Raw genomic sequence first — 16,025 nt, forward strand, 5'->3', positions numbered from 1 at the left:
GGTCACGGAGGATTCGTGATCGTGAAACACGGACACGGCACATTGATGGCATGGAGCACCCGGAGCACCCGACGACCACGATCGATCCGACCACGACCCACTCCCGTGCCCAGCGCCGCGGTGGCCGCCTCCACCGATGGCGGCGCGACGCGGTGGAGCTCTCCGCCGTCTTCTTCTCGGTGACCGCCGCCGACCTGGTGGCCAAGCTCGTCGTGCACGGGCCGGACGGGCCGGTGCTGCTGGCCGCGTCCGCCGCCGCGCTGCTCGCCATCGCGCTGTTCCACACCTGGTGGGCACACCGCCACCAGCTGCACGGGCCACCGGTCCCCGACGCGCCCGCGCCGCCGGGAGCGGCGGCGGCGCCGGAGGCCGAGCCGCTGCGCGGGCCGCTGGACGACTTCGAGGGCAGCGCGCTGTGGCGGGTCCGCACCACCGTGCAGGACTCCCCCGGCAGCCTGGCCCGGGTCTGCGCGGCCTTCGCCGAGCGGCAGGTGAACATCGTCTCCATGCAGTCCCACCCGCTGCCGACCGGCGCCGTGGACGAGTTCTTCGTCCGCACGCCGCAGTCGCTCACCCGGGCCGACCTGACCGCGCTGGTGGCGGGGGCCGGCGGGCACGACATCTGGATCGGCCCGGCGGACGCGCACGACCTGGTGGACGTGCCCACCCACGTGCTGGCGCTCGCCACCCGGACGGCGCTGGACGCCGCCGAGCTGCCGATCGCGCTGCGGCAGCTCTTCGGGCAGTGCAGCATCCGGCAGTACCCGGGCGCGGCCGGGCGGGGCACCGCCGGGGTGGACGGCCATGTGCTGCGGCTGCCCCTGCCCTCCGGTGACCTCATCGAGCTCACCCGCCCGCAGCTGCCGTTCACCCCGACCGAGTTCGCCCGGGCGCAGGCCCTGGTCGAGCTGGACACCCTGCTCGGCCCCCGGGTGCCGGACGTCCGGGCCCGGCTGACCGTGCCGGCCGGCGCCGAGCTGACCGTGCGGCGCGCGGACGCGGACGACAAGGCGGCCGCCCTGGCGATGCACGGGCGGTGCTCCCCCGACACCCTGCGCAAGCGCTACCACGGGCCGGTCCGGGACGCCGACCGCTATCTGGACCACCTGCTGGACGCCCGGCACGGGCAGACCCTGGCGGTGGAGGCGGCCGACGGGCGGATCGTCGCCCTCGGGCACCTGATGTGGGACGACGACGGCGCCGAGGTGGCGGTGCTGGTCGAGGACGCCTGGCAGCGGCGCGGACTGGGCCTGGACCTCATGCGGCGGATGTCCGCGCTGGCCCTGGAGGCCGGGGTGAACACGGTGTACGCGGTCACCCAGTCGTCCAACTCGGGGCTGATCGCGACCATGCGCCGGCTGGCGGCGCCGCTGGACTACCTGGTGGAGGAGGGCACCCTGGTGATCACCGCCCACCTGACGGAGGCCACCGAGGAGCTCCCGGTGCCCTGGCAGACCCGCCCCGGCCGGTGACCGTCCGCGGCCCACGGGATCGGTAGACGGACCGGTGAACAACCGACGAACAGACCGGTGAACGGGGCCTCCGGGCACTGCGGCAGGACAGCGACGGTGGCCCGGACGGACAGATCCGGTAATCATCCGGTCATTTCTTCACCACACCCTCACCAAGAACCCCACCGGCCCCGGGCCGGGCGGCCCCGTGCCGCCCGGCCCGGGGCGCGTGTGCAACCGCCGCGCCCCGGTTGCGCGTCCCCGACGGGGAACGGCCCGTCCGTACACCGCCGATCCTGACGCCACGTCAGACCCTCCTGGACGGCCCCGCCCCGGACGTCGCAGCAGGCGGCGCGGGGTCCGGGGCGTCGAGCCGGGCGGAGGAGTCGGTAGGCTGGCCCCGTCCCCGCCGTCCGACGGCCCGTAGTCCGGCCCCGGGCGGTGCCGCAGCAAGGAGGAACCACTGAGCATGGCAGGCACCGAATCGGAGCCCACAGGCGCACGCGACGCCTCGCTGCCGGCGCGCGCGAAGATCGCGGTGACCGCCGGCAAGGTGGCCGCGGCCGTGTCCCGCAAGGCCGGGCGCGGCAGCGGCTCGGTGATCGGCGGCAAGGTCGCGCTCAAGCTCGACCCCGACCTCCTCGCCACCCTCGCCGACCACCTGGACGTGGTGCTGGTCAGCGCCACCAACGGCAAGACCACGACCACCCGCCTGATCGCCGAGGCGCTGCGCGCCGCCGGCCCGGTGGTCTCCAACGCCCTCGGCGCCAACATGCCGGCCGGCATCACCTCCGCCCTGGCCGGCGGCTCGGAGTCGCGCTTCGGCGTCATCGAGGTCGACGAGAAGTACCTGGCCGGCGTCGCCCGGGACACCCACCCCAAGGCGATCGCCCTGCTCAACCTCTCCCGCGACCAGCTCGACCGCGCCGCCGAGACCCGGATGATGGCGGAGAAGTGGCGCGAGGGCCTCCAGGACACCGAGGCCGTGGTCATCGCCAACGCCGACGACCCGCTGGTGACCTGGGCCGCGTCCTCCTGCAAGAAGGTGGTCTGGGTGGCCGCCGGACAGGCGTGGAAGGAGGACGCCTGGTCCTGCCCCGCCTGCGGCGGTGTGATGCAGCGCCCCGGCGACGACTGGTTCTGCCAGGAGTGCGGCTTCCGGCGCCCCAACCCGCACTGGGCGCTCCAGGGCACCCACGTGATCGACCCGCAGCGCGGCGCCTGGCCGATCCAGCTCCAGCTGCCCGGCCGGGCCAACCTGGCCAACGCCACCAGCTCGGCCGCCGTCGCCGCCGTGTTCGGCGTCTCCCCGCAGGTCGCCCTGGAGCGGATGCGCGCCGTCACCGCGGTGGCCGGCCGCTACGACGTGGTGCAGTACCAGGGCCGTGACATCAGGCTGCTGCTGGCCAAGAACCCGGCCGGCTGGCTGGAGACCTTCTCGCTGATCGACGGCCCGCCCACCCCGGTGGTGCTCTCGGTCAACGCGCTCGACGCGGACGGCACCGACACCTCCTGGCTGTGGGACGTCGACTACGAGCGGCTGGCCGGGCACCCGGTCTTCGTGCTGGGCCAGCGCAAGCTGGACCTGGCGGTGCGCCTGGAGGTCGCCGGGCTGCAGTTCCACGTCGTGGACTCGCTGGAGCAGGCCGTCCGGATGGCCCCGCCCGGCCGGATCGAGGCGATCGCCAACTACACCGCCTTCCAGCAGCTGCGGAAGGCCGTGGCCGGCTGATGCCGGAGCGGCACCCGCAGCCCCCAGCAGCCCACCGCACGTACGTCATGGAAGGCCTTCGAGGATGAGTGAGAGCAGCCTGCGCGTGGTCTGGGTCTACCCCGACCTGCTCAGCACCTACGGCGACCGGGGCAACGCCCTGGTCGTGGAGCGCCGGGCCCGCCAGCGCCATCTCAACGTGACCCGGATCGACGTCCGCTCCGACCAGTCGGTGCCCACCAGCGGGGACATCTACCTGATCGGCGGCGGCGAGGACCGCCCGCAGCGGCTGGCCGCCGAGCGGCTGCGCAACGACTCCGGGCTGGTCCGGGCGTCCGAGAACGGCGCGATCATCTTCGCGGTGTGCGCCGGCTACCAGATCCTCGGCCACGAGTTCATCAACGACCTCGGCCAGCGCGAGCCCGGCCTGGGCCTGCTCGACGTGTGGACCACCCGCGGCGAGGGCGAGCGCTGCGTCGGCGACGTGCTGGCCGACGTGGACCCGCGGCTCTCCCTGCCGCAGCTGACCGGTTTCGAGAACCACCAGGGCGTGACCCACCTCGGCCAGGGCGTCAGCCCGCTGGCCCGGGTCACCGCCGGCCGGGGCAACGGCACCGGCGACGGCACCGAGGGCGCCTGGCGGGACACCGTCTTCGGCACCTACCTGCACGGCCCGGTGATGGCGCGCAACCCCGCCGTCGCGGACATGCTGCTCAAGCTGGCGCTGGACGTGAACGCCCTGCCGCCGGCTGACACCACCTGGTACGACGCCCTGCGCGCCGAGCGCATCGCCGCCACTTCCCGCCCCGCGTAGTCCGCCCCCGGTCCGCCCGCCCGGTGCCCGCGATACGGTCATCGGCCCCACGGGCGGGCCGGGACGTACGACAATGGGGCTGCCCCGCTCCGGGGCGGCCGGCTGCACACCCTCAGGCAGCAGGCTGTACTTCCACGTGGGGGCGTCGACGACGCCGCTCCCGCGTCGGCTCCTGCCCGGCCGGACGCAGGCGCCGTATGCTCGACTCCACGGCCGGTCGCGGGTGTTCTGTCCGAACCGGCCGGTCCTTCACCCAACGGTCACCTCCACGCCAACCCGGCGTGGCAACAGCTCGTTACGGTGGTGGTCCGTCGTCCCAGCCTGTAGTCCGGCCGTTCCTCGGTTCTGCTCGGGAGTTGCAAAGCAATGCGTATTGGAGTGCTGACCAGCGGCGGTGACTGCCCCGGCCTGAACGCGGTGATCCGGTCCGTGGTCCACCGCGGGGTGGTCGACCACGGCGACGAGATCATCGGGTTCGAGGACGGCTGGCGCGGTTTCCTGGAAGGACACCACCGGCCGCTGACCCTCGACTCGGTGGGCGGCATCCTCGCCCAGGGCGGCACGATCCTCGGGTCCTCCCGGGTCCAGCCCAGCCATCTGCGGGACGGCGTCGAGCGCGCCAAGCGGTACTGCGCGGAGCTCGGCCTGGACGCGGTGATCCCGATCGGCGGCGAGGGCACCCTGAAGGCCGCCAAGCTGATGAGCGACGCGGGCCTGCCGATCATCGGCGTGCCGAAGACCATCGACAACGACATCGCCTGCACCGATGTCACCTTCGGCTTCGACACCGCCGTGTCGGTCGCCACCGAGGCGCTGGACCGGCTGAAGACCACCGCCGAGTCGCACCAGCGCGTCATGGTCGTCGAGGTCATGGGCCGGAACACCGGCTGGATCGCCCTGAACGCGGGCATGGCCGCGGGCGCGCACGCGATCGTCGTGCCGGAGCGCCCGTTCCACATCGAGAAGCTCACCGCCGTCGTCCGGGAGCGCTTCGACCGCCAGAAGAAGTTCGCCATCGTGGTCTGCGCCGAGGGCGCCAAGCCCGAGCCCGGCTCCATGCACTGGGAGGAGGGCAGCCGGGACATCTACGGCCACGAGCGGTTCACCGGCATCGCCACCCAGCTCTCCCGCGAGCTGGAGCACCGGCTCGGCAAGGAGGCCCGCCCGGTGATCCTCGGCCACACCCAGCGCGGCGGCACCCCGACCGCCTACGACCGGGTGCTCGCCACCCGCTTCGGCTGGCACGCCGTGGAGGCCGTGCACAAGGGCGCCTTCGGGCACATCACCGCCCTGCAGGGCACCAACATCAACCTGGTGCCGCTGGGCGAGGCGGTGGCCGAGCTGAAGACCGTACCGGCCGACCGCTACCTGGAGGCCGAGACGGTCATCTGACCGCCCGCCCCCCTGACAGCCCGGAGCCCCGGCCCCCGAGAGCGCAAGCCTCGGGGCCCGGAGCCGTTCACGGCGGCTGCCCCACCGGGAACGGACCGGCAGGGGGGCGGGGCGGGGCCCGGGGTAAAGCCCGCCTAGGCTGTACGACGAAGCAAAACGGGCGAACCGGACCCCTCCGGGGACCGCGAGGACGGAAAGCAGGACCCGCCGATGGGCGACGGAATGTCAGGCATGCACCACCACGGCGGGATGACCGAACTAGGCCCCTTCTCGCTCTCGAACGTGCTCACCTGGTCCCCCGACTGGGTGTTCCTGATCGGCAGCCTGATCGGGCTCGCGCTGTACGTCGCCGGCGTGGTCCGGCTGCGGCGGCGCGGCGACGGCTGGCCGGTCGGGCGCACGGTGGGCTGGGTGCTGGGCATCGGCTCGGTGATCCTGGTCACCTGCACCGGGCTGAACGACTACGGCATGGTGCTGTTCAGCGCGCACATGATGCAGCACATGGTGCTCTCCATGCTGTCGCCGATCCTGCTGCTGCTCGGCGGGCCGATCACCCTGGCGCTGCGCGCGCTGCGGCCGGCCGGCAAGGGGCGCCCGCGCGGGCCGCGCGAGCTGCTGGTGGCGCTGCTGCACTCCACCTTCGTCAAGGTGGTCTCGCACCCGGGGTTCACCATCCCGCTGTTCATCGCGAGCCTGTACGGCGTCTACTTCACCCCGCTGTTCGACTTCCTCATGCAGTACCGGCTCGGGCACATCTTCATGATGGTGCACTTCCTGGCGGCCGGTCTGGCGTTCTTCTGGCCGATCATGGGCGTCGACCCGGGCCCGCACCGGCCGGGCCATGTGATGCGGATCATCGAGCTGTTCATGGGGATGCCGTTCCACGCCTTCTTCGGCGTCGCGGTGATGATGGCCAACCACCAGCTGGTCAAGACCTTCACCACCGAGAGCGCACCGCCCGGGACCGACCTGCTGGCCGACCAGAAGCTGGCCGGCGGCATCACCTGGGCGTTCGGCGAGATCCCGACCGCGATCGTGCTGATCGCGCTGGTCTTCCAGTGGATGCGCTCGGAGGAGCGGCTCTCCCGCCGCCGGGACCGCGCCGAGGACCGCAGCGGTGACGCCGAGCTGGCGGCGTACAACGCGTACCTGGCCTCGCTGGACCAGCGCAACCGGCGCCCGGCCGCCGACGCCGGCTGACCCACACACAGGAGCCCCCGTCCGATCGCGGACGGGGGCTCCGTCGTTCCCGGGGCCACGCCCGGGAAGGCCGGGAGGCCCCGGGGTCCGTCGGACGGACCCCGGGGCCTCCGGGTACTGCGGTACTGCTACGGGCGGATCAGCCCAGGTTGGCGAGCGCCTCGTTGAGGGTCTTCGACGGACGCATCACGGCCGCGGCCTTGGCCGGGTCGGGCTGGTAGTAGCCGCCGAGGTCCACCGCGGAGCCCTGCACGGCGCCGAGCTCCGCGACGATGGCCTGCTCCTGCTCGGCCAGCGTCTTGGCCAGGCCCTCGAAGGCCTGGGCCAGGGCGGCGTCCTCGGTCTGGCCAGCCAGCTCCTGGGCCCAGTACATGGCCAGGTAGAAGTGGCTGCCGCGGTTGTCGATGCCACCGAGGCGGCGGCTCGGCGACTTGTCCTCGTTGAGGAAGGTGCCGGTGGCGCGGTCCAGGGTGTCGGCCAGCACCTGGGCGCCGGCGTTCCCGGTGGTCCGGGCCAGGTGCTCGAAGCTGGCGGCCAGCGCGAAGAACTCGCCCAGGCTGTCCCAGCGCAGGTAGTTCTCCTTGACCAGCTGCTGGACGTGCTTCGGGGCGGAGCCGCCGGCGCCGGTCTCGAACAGGCCGCCGCCGTTGATCAGCGGCACCACCGACAGCATCTTGGCGCTGGTGCCCAGCTCCAGGATCGGGAACAGGTCGGTCAGGTAGTCGCGCAGCACGTTGCCGGTCACCGAGATGGTGTCCTCGCCGCGGCGGATGCGCTCCAGCGAGAACGCGGTGGCCTCGACCGGGGCCAGGATCTCGATCTGCAGACCGGTGGTGTCGTGCTCCGGCAGGTACGCCTTGACCTTCTCGATCAGCACGGCGTCGTGGGCGCGGGTCTCGTCCAGCCAGAAGACGGCCGGGTCGCCGGTGACACTGGCGCGGGTGACGGCCAGCTTCACCCAGTCGCGGATCGGCAGGTCCTTGGTCTGGCAGGAGCGGAAGATGTCGCCCGGCTGGACGGCCTGCTCCAGGACGGCCTCGCCGGTGGCGGTGTCGACCAGGCGGACGGTGCCGGCGGCGGCGATCTCGAAGGTCTTGTCGTGGCTGCCGTACTCCTCGGCGGCCTGGGCCATCAGGCCGACGTTCGGGACCGAGCCGATGGTGGCCGGGTCCAGGGCGCCGTTGGCGCGGCAGTCGTCGAGGACGGCCTGGTAGACGCCGGCGTAGCTGCTGTCCGGCAGCACGGCCAGGGTGTCGGCCTCCTGGCCGTCCGGGCCCCACATGTGGCCGGAGGTGCGGATCATGGCCGGCATCGAGGCGTCGACGATGACGTCGCTCGGCACGTGCAGGTTGGTGATGCCCTTGTCCGAGTCGACCATGGCGAGGGCCGGGCCCGCGGCCAGCTCGGCCTCGAAGGAGGCCTTGATCTCCTCGCCCAGGTGCGGCAGGGTCTCCAGGCCGGCCAGGATGCCGCCGAGGCCGTTGTTCGGGTTCAGACCGGCGGCGACGAGCACCTCGCCGTACTTGGCGAAGGTCTGCGGGAAGAACGCGCGGACCACGTGGCCGAAGATGATCGGGTCGGAGACCTTCATCATGGTGGCCTTCAGGTGGACCGAGAACAGCACGCCCTCGGCCTTGGCGCGGGCGACCTGCGCGGCCAGGAACTCGTTCAGCGCGGCGGCGCGCATGACCGAGGCGTCCACGACCTCGCCGGCCAGCACCGGGACCGACTCGCGCAGCACGGTGGTGGTGCCGTCCTCGGCGACCAGCTCGATGCGCAGGGTGCCGTCCTCGGCGATCACGGTCGACTTCTCGGTGGAGCGGAAGTCGTTCTCGCCCATGGTGGCGACATTGGTCTTGGAGTCGGCCGACCAGGCGCCCATGCGGTGCGGGTGGGTCTTGGCGTAGTTCTTGACCGACGCGGGGGCGCGGCGGTCCGAGTTGCCCTCGCGCAGGACCGGGTTGACGGCGCTGCCCTTGACCTTGTCGTAGCGGGCGCGGACGTCCTTGTCCTCGTCGGTCTGCGGGTCGTCCGGGTAGTCCGGCAGCGCGTAGCCCTGCGCCTGCAGCTCGGCGACGGCGGCCTTGAGCTGCGGGATGGAGGCCGAGATGTTCGGCAGCTTGATGATGTTGGCACCCGGGGTCTTGGCGAGGGCGCCCAGCTCGGCGAGCGCGTCGCCGATCCGCTGGTCCTCGGTCAGACGCTCCGGGAAGCTCGCGATGATCCGCCCGGCGAGGGAGATGTCGCGCGTCTCCACCTTCACGCCCGCGGTCGAGGCATACGCCTGCACCACCGGCAGGAACGAGTACGTTGCCAGGGCAGGCGCCTCGTCGGTGTGCGTGTAGATGATGGTCGAGTCAGTCATCGGTGCTCCGCTTCACGTCTCCAACGTCTTGACGTCAAGATATCTCGTAACCGCCCCTTCGCTCCACCTCACCCCCGCACGGATCGTCTCCACCGTCGACCCGGCGCGGCCGCGGGGCAAGCGGAGCAGGTCAGGAGGACACCCGGGGAGCGCCGTTCCGGGCGGCGGTCAGCGCGGCGAGTCGGGCGTCGAACTCGGCCTCGTCGGCGAGGAACCAGAGCTGGCGGCCCCGGTTGCCCTCCCGGACGAAGTCGCGCAGCGCGCCGCTGGCCACGGTGTACGCGGAGATGTCGCCGACCACGGCGAGGCCGACCCGGTACTGGACGAACTTCTGGGTGACCTCCCCGGCGATCCGGGTGCTCAGGGTGAAGAACTCCGCCCCGAACCGGGCGGCGGGCACCACCAGCCATTCGGCGTCGTGGGCGAAGGCCTCGCCGAGCAGGTCCAGGCCGTCGCGCGGGTCGCGGACCACCGGGCCCTCGGCGGGCAGCCGCACCACCACGGGAGCGGGGGCGGGTGTGGGGGTCGGCTCAGACATGGCGGTTCTCCGTCGTCAGGGAGTGGATGAGGAGCAACAGCTCGGCGGCGTCGGCCGGGGCGCCGAGGATGATCACCTTGAGGGTCGAGCGCTCCTCGTTGTGCAGCGTCTCGATGCGCAGCGGCACGCCGCCCCCGCGCGGGCCGGAGACCATCGCGACCAGGGTGTTCGACAGCCGGGCGGCCTCCCGGACGCCGATCGCGTCGATCTGCACCACGGTGGACGCCTCGGCGTGCAGCGGGGCCGGGGGTCCGGGCGGCGGCGGCGCGTCGGCCGCGCCCGCAGCCTCGGAACCGGCGCCGGTGAAGGCCTCGAAGTCCCGGCGGGCGATCCGGTACTGCTTGCCGATCCTGGTCGCCCGCAGCCGTCCGTCCCGGACGTAGCCGCGGACCGTCCGGACGTGCAGGCCGAGCAGTTCGGCAACCTGCTCGACCGAGAAGTACTCCGGGCGGTGCTCCGGCATCGGCCGTCTCCCTCACACTGTCGCTTGATGACGCAAACTACCATGACACAGGGAGCGATAGGGAAGGATAGGGAAGGCCGTCCGGTGAGCGGTGCAGCCGACCGTCAGGACTTCGTCAACGCGGCGCTGCATTCGGTCAACGCTGCGTCAGGACGGTTCTCCGCCCACCCGGGACGGTCCTAGCGTCGGAGGAGCAGTTCCGGCAGGCCCCTCTCCACCACTCGGGAGCACCCGCATGGCCCGCTTCGCCGTCTGGCACGTCCCGGTCACCGTCATCGGACGGACCACCTCGCTCCGCCTCTTCCGCCTGCGCGACGGGCGCCGCTGCGCCGTCGGCTTCAGCTCCGCGGACGCGCTCGCCGAACTGCTCGGCCCCGAGCAGGCCGCCGTCGAGCTCGGCGAACCGGCGCTGCGGGCGCTCACCGCGCCGCTCGGCGTCGAGGAAATCGTCCTGGACCCGCGACTGGTCGCCCCGCCGGTCGCCGGACCGGCCGAACGCCCCGGCGCCACCCGTCCCGGCAATGAGCGCCCGGGAGCCGGACGCCCCTCCGCCCGCTCCGACGCCCGGCTCCAACGCCGGTGAGCGCACTCCAGCTGGTCCCCGGGGCGCGCGAGCCGGAGCCCGCCCGGCCGCTCCAGGCCCTCGCCCGGGTGAGCTTCGGGCCCGTCCCGCTCGACTTCGACCGGCTGGCCGCCGAACTGCCCGCGGTGCAGAGCGGGTTGGCCCTGGCCGGCGACGCCGACCTCGAACTCCGGCTCGCCTGCACCGGCCCGGAGGAGTTACGCGCCGTCTCCGCCGCGCTGCTGCGCGCCGGCGCGGCGCACGTCCACGTCGACCTGGTGCTCCGCACCCTCGTCCCGACCCGACCGGCGGTATCTCTATGCGATCCAGCCGATTTCTATGACCCCGCAGCCCCTCCATTCTGCACGAGTACGGAGCAAGGCTCAATTCGCGCTCAAATATCGGAACTACCTGTCGTTCACGTAACGGGCACATGAACACAGGACCTCCTACCTGCGGGAATATCCCGCGAAGTAGGTAACCATTCAGCAATGAACTCTGTGCAGAGGTCTATGAATACGCCTAGGGTGTGGCAACTCTCCGCGCTCCGCAGGCCGGAGCCCCCTCAGCACAGAGAGATTGCGCATGGCCTCCCTCAACCAGCTCACCCCACCCGGATCGAGCACCGGTACCACCGGCACCACCGCCCACCGGTCGCTCCGCCGCGAGGTCGGTCTGATCGGCCTCATGTGGGCCTCGGTCGGCTCGATCATCGGCTCGGGGTGGCTCTACGGCGCCAAGAACGCCGTCGTCGTCGCCGGCCCGGCGGCGCTCATCTCCTGGGGCATCGGCGCGGTCGCCATCGTCCTGCTCGCCTTCGTGCACGCCGAGCTCGGCGGGATGTTCCCCGTCGCCGGCGGCACGGCGCGCTACCCGCACTACGCCTTCGGCGGCCTGGCCGGCATGTCGTTCGGCTGGTTCTCCTGGCTCCAGGCCGCCACCGTCGCCCCGATCGAGGTCGAGGCGATGATCGGCTACGCGGGGCACTGGGAGTTCGCGAAGAGCCTGCTCAACGAGAACGGCACCCTCACCCCGAGCGGCTTCGTGGTCGCCGTCCTGCTGATGGGCCTGTTCGTCTCGGTCAACTTCCTCGGCGTCCGGGTGCTCGCCCGCACCAACAGCGCCACCACCTGGCTGAAGATCTTCGTCCCGCTGTTCGCGATCTTCGTGCTCGCCGTGACCAACTTCCACGGCTCCAACTTCACCTCGCACGGCTTCGCCCCCTTCGGCATCAAGGGCGTGCTCACCGCGGTCAGCGCCAGCGGCATCATCTTCGCCCTGCTCGGCTTCGAGCAGGCGATCCAGCTGGCCGGCGAGAGCAAGAACCCCAAGCGCGACATCCCCCGCGCCGTGCTCGGCTCGGTCGCCATCGGCACCGTCATCTACGTGCTGCTCCAGGTCGTCTTCATCGCCGCGCTGCCCGCCACCTCCTTCGCCAACGGCTGGGACAAGCTGGACTTCCCCGGCATCGACGGCCCGTTCGCCGGCCTCGCCACCGTGGTCGGCCTCGGCTGGCTGGCCTGGGTGCTGTACTTCGACGCCATCGTCTCCCCCGGCGGCACCGGCCTCATCTACACCACCTCCACCTCGCGCATCGCGTACGGCCTGAGCAAGAACGGCTACGCGCCGCAGCTCTTCGAGCGCGTCGACAAGCGCGGCACCCCGTGGTTCGGCCTGGTCATGTCGTTCGTCACCGGTGTCATCTGCTTCCTGCCCTTCCCGAGCTGGCAGGAGCTGGTCGGCTTCATCGTCTCCGCCAGCGTGCTGATGTACGCCGGCGCCCCGCTGGCCTTCGGCGCGCTGCGCCGCCGCCTGCCGCACCGCGAGCGCTCGTACCGCCTGCCCGGCGGCGCGGTCATCGCCCCGGCGTCGTTCGTGGTCTCCAGCCTGATCATCTACTGGTCCGGCTGGCACACCCTGTCCCGCCTGGGCATCGCGATCGTCGTCGGCTACGTCCTGCTCGGCGGCTACGCGGTCTACGCCACCCGCAAGGGCCTGCCGAACGCCCCCCGGCTGGACCTGCGGGCCGCCCAGTGGCTGCCGGTCTACCTGCTCGGCCTCGGCCTGATCTCCTGGCAGGGCGGCTTCGGCGAGGGCACCGGCCGGATCCCGATGTGGTGGGACATGGCGGGCGTCGCCGCGTTCTCCCTGGCGATCTACTACTGGGCGATCCGGGTCGCGCTGCCCTCCGAGGTCATCGAGCAGAACATCGAGGACGTCGAGGTGGTCGACGCGGGCGGTCACTGACCCCCGCCACCGCTCCACACTCCACGGGACGGGCCCGCCGGTGCGCACTGCACCGGCGGGCCCGTCCCGTTGTCGCGGCGGTCCCTGGGGCGGGACGCGCGAGCTCCTCAGAGCGAGAGCACCTCAGAGCGAGAGCACCTCGCGCAGGGCGCGCCCGACGGTCTCCGCCGGATCCTCGACGGGGCCCTCGGAGCGCCAGGCGACGAAGCCGTCCGGCCGGACCAGCAGGGCGCCGCCGGGCTGGATGCCGTGCACGGCGGCGAAGTCCGCGCCCGGCTCGGGGGCCAGGTCGTCCTCCGCGCCGTCGCCGATCCGGTAGGCGTCCAGCGGGACGGCCAGCCGGTCCGCCGCCCGACGGGCGCCTTCCTGCCAGGCGGCGCCCTCCGAACCGGTCAGCAGCACCATCGTCTGCTCATACAGGTCGAGGGTGGAGAGCCGGACCCCGGCCCGCAGCAGCCACTGGTGCGGCGCCCGGCTGCCCGGCTCGCCGGCCGACTCGAAGGCCTCCGGCACCACCGGGCCCGCCGGGTCGGCGCCCGCCACCGCGCCGCGCGGGTAGCGGTAGCCGAGCGCCACCGCCAGCACCCCGGCCTGCCGGCCGACGCCCGGCACCACCGCGTAGCCCGGGTGGCTGTGCTCCGCCGAGCGGGCCGAGGCGCGCTCGCCGGTCACCTGGGCCACCGGGCGGCGCTCCTGCTCGTAGGTCGCCAGCAGACCCGGGCCGCCCCAGCCGCACAGCACCGCGGCGAGCTTCCAGGCCAGGTTGTGCGCGTCCTGGATCCCGGTGTTCGAGCCGAACGCGCCGGTCGGGGACATCTCGTGCGCCGAGTCCCCGGCCAGGAACACCCGCCCGCCCGAGTAGCGCTCGGCCACCCGCTCGGCGGCGTGCCACGGCGCCTTCCCGGTCACCTCGACGTCGAGCTCGGGCATCCCGACGGCGGCCCGGATGTGCCGGGCGCAGCGCTCGTCGCTGAACGCCTCCAGCGGCTCGCCGTGCTCCGGGTGCCACGGCGCGTGGAACACCCACTCCTCGCGGTTGTCCACCGGCAGCAGCGCGCCGTCCGCCTGCGGGTTGGTCAGGTAGCAGGCGATGAAGTGGCGGTCGCCGACCACCTCGGCCAGCCGCTTCGCCCGGAAGGTGATGCTGACGTTGTGGAACAGCTCGCCCTTCCCGGTCTGGCCGATGCCCAGCTCGGTGCGGGCGGGGCTGCGCGGGCCGTCCGCCGCGATCAGGTACTGCGCCCGGACGACCCGCTCCTCCCCGGTCTCCCGGCTGCGCAGCAGCGCCGTCACCCCCTCGGGGTCCTGCTCGAAGGAGAGCAGCTCGGTGCCGAAGCGGATGTCCGCGCCCAGCTCCCGGGCGGCGCGGCGCAGCACCGGCTCCAGGTCGTTCTGGCTGCACAGGCACCAGGAGCTGGGGCTGAACCGGGCCAGCCGCCCGCCCGGGTCGATCTCGCGGAACAGCCACTCCTGCTCCTCGCCGGTCAGCGAGGGGGCCTGCAGGATGCCGTGGTTCGGCGCCAGGACGGACGCCGCCTCGCGGATCGCCGCCTCGATCCCGGCCACCCGGTACAGCTCCATCGTCCGGACGTTGTTGCCTCGGCCGCGCGGGTGGTGCGAGGTGTCGGCGTGCTTCTCGACCAGCAGGTGCCTGACACCCAGTCGGCCCAGGAAGAGTGCCGCCGACAGCCCGACCAGCGAGCCGCCGACGATCAGGACCGGTACCCGGTCGTCAACCTTCGGATTCATCAATTGCTCCAGCCTGTACGGGAGTTCTGGGCCGAATGCGGGGCGCGGCGCGACCCTCGCCGGGGTGCGCGGACACGACGGCCCGGTCCTACCGTCCCCCGCGCCGAGGCGGTTCTGCCGTTTCGTCGCCCGGATGGCCCGCATATCTCGCGCCACCCGGGAGCGCCGCGCACGATCGACCTCAGGCCTGGTGGCCGACCGCCACCTCAGCACCCCTCCCCGCCGGAGGGCGCCCGGCCCCCTCCGGCACCGGAGCCGCCGCACGCGGCCCCCGACGCGTGCGGCCCAGAAGCAGAAAGTGGATCATGACGACTCTGTCCGAACCGCCCGCGCGGCAGCACTCCCCCTCCGAGACCCGCCTGCGGGTGGTGCTGATGCTGGAGATCCAGGACGGCGCCCAGCAGCGCTTCATGGACGTCTACGAGAACCTCCGCCACCAGGTCGCCTCCGTGCCCGGCCACGTCAGCGACCAGCTCTGCCAGTCCATCAACGACCCCCGGCAGTGGCTCATCACCAGCGAGTGGGCGGACCAGGAGACCTTCCTGGAGTGGGTGGACAGCCCGGCCCACCGCGAGATGGTCAAGCCGATGCACGGCTGCGTCAGCGACACCTTCCGCTCGCTGCGCTACATCGTGCTGCGCGACACCTCCGCGGCCGGCGCCACCGGCACCCGGGCGCCGCTGGAGGTGCCGTCCGATCTGCCGCGCACCGCCCCGGCCGGGCAGGCCGGCCCGCCCAAGGCCGACCCCGGCCCGGACGGCGTGGTCCGGCACGCGCTGACCTTCACCGTCAAGCCCGGCACCGAGCCCGAGGTGGCCCGGGTCCTGTCCGGCTACACCTCCCCCAAGGCCGCGGTCGACGACACCACCCGGCTGCGCCGCACCTCCCTGTTCATGCACGGCAACCGGGTGGTCCGCGCCGTGGAGGTGATCGGCAGCCTCGGCGACGCGCTGCGGCACGTCGCCATGCAGCCCGAGGTCCGGGCCGTCGAGGAGGCGATCAACCCGCACCTGGAGGAGGCCCGCCAGCTGGGCGACCCGCAGTCGGCGCGCGCCTTCTTCGCCCGGGCCGCGCTGCCCGCCGAGCACCAGGCCCTGGCCGGCTCCCCGGCCGCCGGGCGCCCGCACCGGCACGCCGTGCTGTACCCGGTGAAGCCCGGCAACGGGCAGGCGGTCACCGACCTGCTCGCCGAGTACGACGAGTTCGCCACCGTCGACCCGACCGGCCCGGTCGCGGGCAGCACCGTCTTCCACCGGGACGACGTCGTCGTCCGGCTGGTGGACCTGCGGGTGCCGCCGGAGGCGGACCCGGCGGCGGCGCTCGGCATCGCCGGCGAACGGGAGGCCAACGTCCTGGGCCGGCTGCTCGACCTCGGCCCCGAGGTCGACCTGCGGACCGACGCCGGACTGCGCGCCTTCCTCGCGGCCCGCGCCATGAACCCGATCACCGACCGCACCTCGCAGGAGTCCTGACCCGGCGACGGTCCCACCCGGTCCGGGCCGCCCGCGTCGGCGGCCCCGGGCCGGCACTCCG

Annotated in this window: 13 protein-coding genes; 9 read left to right on the forward strand and 4 right to left on the reverse strand. The window is 72.8% G+C overall.

Translation table 11 applies throughout. From position 1 onward, the window contains the following. The first annotated feature begins 50 nt into the window (after positions 1-50). The 5 genes from ACFP3U_RS14145 (at position 51) to ACFP3U_RS14165 (ending at position 6,568) form a co-directional block, all read left to right on the forward strand. Positions 51-1,472 carry a GNAT family N-acetyltransferase gene (locus ACFP3U_RS14145; protein WP_380225825.1) on the forward strand — a complete coding sequence of 474 codons (1,422 nt, stop codon included), beginning with the start codon at positions 51-53 and terminating at the stop codon, positions 1,470-1,472. A 448-nt stretch (positions 1,473-1,920) separates the two neighbouring features. Further along, on the forward strand, positions 1,921-3,183 hold the full coding sequence (locus tag ACFP3U_RS14150; protein ID WP_380225826.1) for a MurT ligase domain-containing protein: 1,263 nt from the start codon (positions 1,921-1,923) through the stop codon (positions 3,181-3,183). A gap of 64 nt (positions 3,184-3,247) precedes the next feature. Beyond that, a complete protein-coding gene (locus ACFP3U_RS14155) occupies positions 3,248-3,976 on the forward strand; it encodes a type 1 glutamine amidotransferase (RefSeq protein ID WP_380225827.1) in 729 nt (242 codons plus the stop codon). A 366-nt stretch (positions 3,977-4,342) separates the two neighbouring features. After that, the gene (locus tag ACFP3U_RS14160; protein ID WP_380225828.1) at positions 4,343-5,368 is read left to right on the forward strand and encodes a 6-phosphofructokinase; all 1,026 of its coding nucleotides are present in this window, start codon (positions 4,343-4,345) and stop codon (positions 5,366-5,368) included. Between the two features lie 231 nt (positions 5,369-5,599). Beyond that, positions 5,600-6,568: a cytochrome c oxidase assembly protein gene (locus tag ACFP3U_RS14165; RefSeq protein ID WP_380225925.1), complete on the forward strand. Its 969-nt coding sequence runs from the start codon at positions 5,600-5,602 to the stop codon at positions 6,566-6,568. Between the two features lie 139 nt (positions 6,569-6,707). Here ACFP3U_RS14165 and ACFP3U_RS14170 read toward each other — a convergent pair whose 3' ends face one another. From ACFP3U_RS14170 to ACFP3U_RS14180, 3 genes are all read right to left on the reverse strand, one after another. Continuing rightward, complete coding sequence (locus tag ACFP3U_RS14170; protein WP_380225829.1) at positions 6,708-8,933, reverse strand: NADP-dependent isocitrate dehydrogenase; 2,226 nt, start codon at positions 8,931-8,933, stop codon at positions 6,708-6,710. Positions 8,934-9,063: 130 nt separating this feature from the next. Beyond that, positions 9,064-9,471 carry a DUF4180 domain-containing protein gene (locus ACFP3U_RS14175; RefSeq protein ID WP_380225830.1) on the reverse strand — a complete coding sequence of 136 codons (408 nt, stop codon included), beginning with the start codon at positions 9,469-9,471 and terminating at the stop codon, positions 9,064-9,066. Continuing rightward, complete coding sequence (locus ACFP3U_RS14180; protein ID WP_380225831.1) at positions 9,464-9,934, reverse strand: helix-turn-helix domain-containing protein; 471 nt, start codon at positions 9,932-9,934, stop codon at positions 9,464-9,466. The genes ACFP3U_RS14175 and ACFP3U_RS14180 overlap by 8 nt, the downstream gene beginning before the upstream one ends. Positions 9,935-10,169: 235 nt before the next feature. On the opposite strand from ACFP3U_RS14180, the gene ACFP3U_RS14185 reads away from it, so the two are divergent. From ACFP3U_RS14185 to ACFP3U_RS14195, 3 genes are all read left to right on the forward strand, one after another. Continuing rightward, positions 10,170-10,517, forward strand: a complete 348-nt coding sequence (locus ACFP3U_RS14185) for an SAV_915 family protein (RefSeq protein WP_380225832.1) — start codon at positions 10,170-10,172, stop codon at positions 10,515-10,517. After that, positions 10,514-10,933 (forward strand): hypothetical protein, encoded by a 420-nt coding sequence (locus ACFP3U_RS14190; protein ID WP_380225833.1) that lies wholly within the window; start codon positions 10,514-10,516, stop codon positions 10,931-10,933. Before ACFP3U_RS14185 ends, ACFP3U_RS14190 begins: the two co-directional genes overlap by 4 nt. 148 nt (positions 10,934-11,081) lie before the next feature. Next, positions 11,082-12,743, forward strand: coding sequence for an APC family permease (locus ACFP3U_RS14195; RefSeq protein WP_380225834.1), 1,662 nt, complete (start codon positions 11,082-11,084; stop codon positions 12,741-12,743). Positions 12,744-12,866: 123 nt separating this feature from the next. Here ACFP3U_RS14195 and ACFP3U_RS14200 read toward each other — a convergent pair whose 3' ends face one another. Next, entirely contained in the window at positions 12,867-14,492 is a 1,626-nt protein-coding gene (locus ACFP3U_RS14200; RefSeq protein WP_380225835.1) for an FAD-dependent oxidoreductase, read from the reverse strand. A gap of 305 nt (positions 14,493-14,797) precedes the next feature. On the opposite strand from ACFP3U_RS14200, the gene ACFP3U_RS14205 reads away from it, so the two are divergent. Further along, entirely contained in the window at positions 14,798-15,964 is a 1,167-nt protein-coding gene (locus ACFP3U_RS14205) for a SchA/CurD-like domain-containing protein (RefSeq protein ID WP_380225836.1), read from the forward strand. Positions 15,965-16,025 lie beyond the last annotated feature (61 nt).

This window comes from Kitasatospora misakiensis (genome assembly GCF_042656005.1).
Taxonomy (GTDB): domain Bacteria; phylum Actinomycetota; class Actinomycetes; order Streptomycetales; family Streptomycetaceae; genus Kitasatospora; species Kitasatospora misakiensis.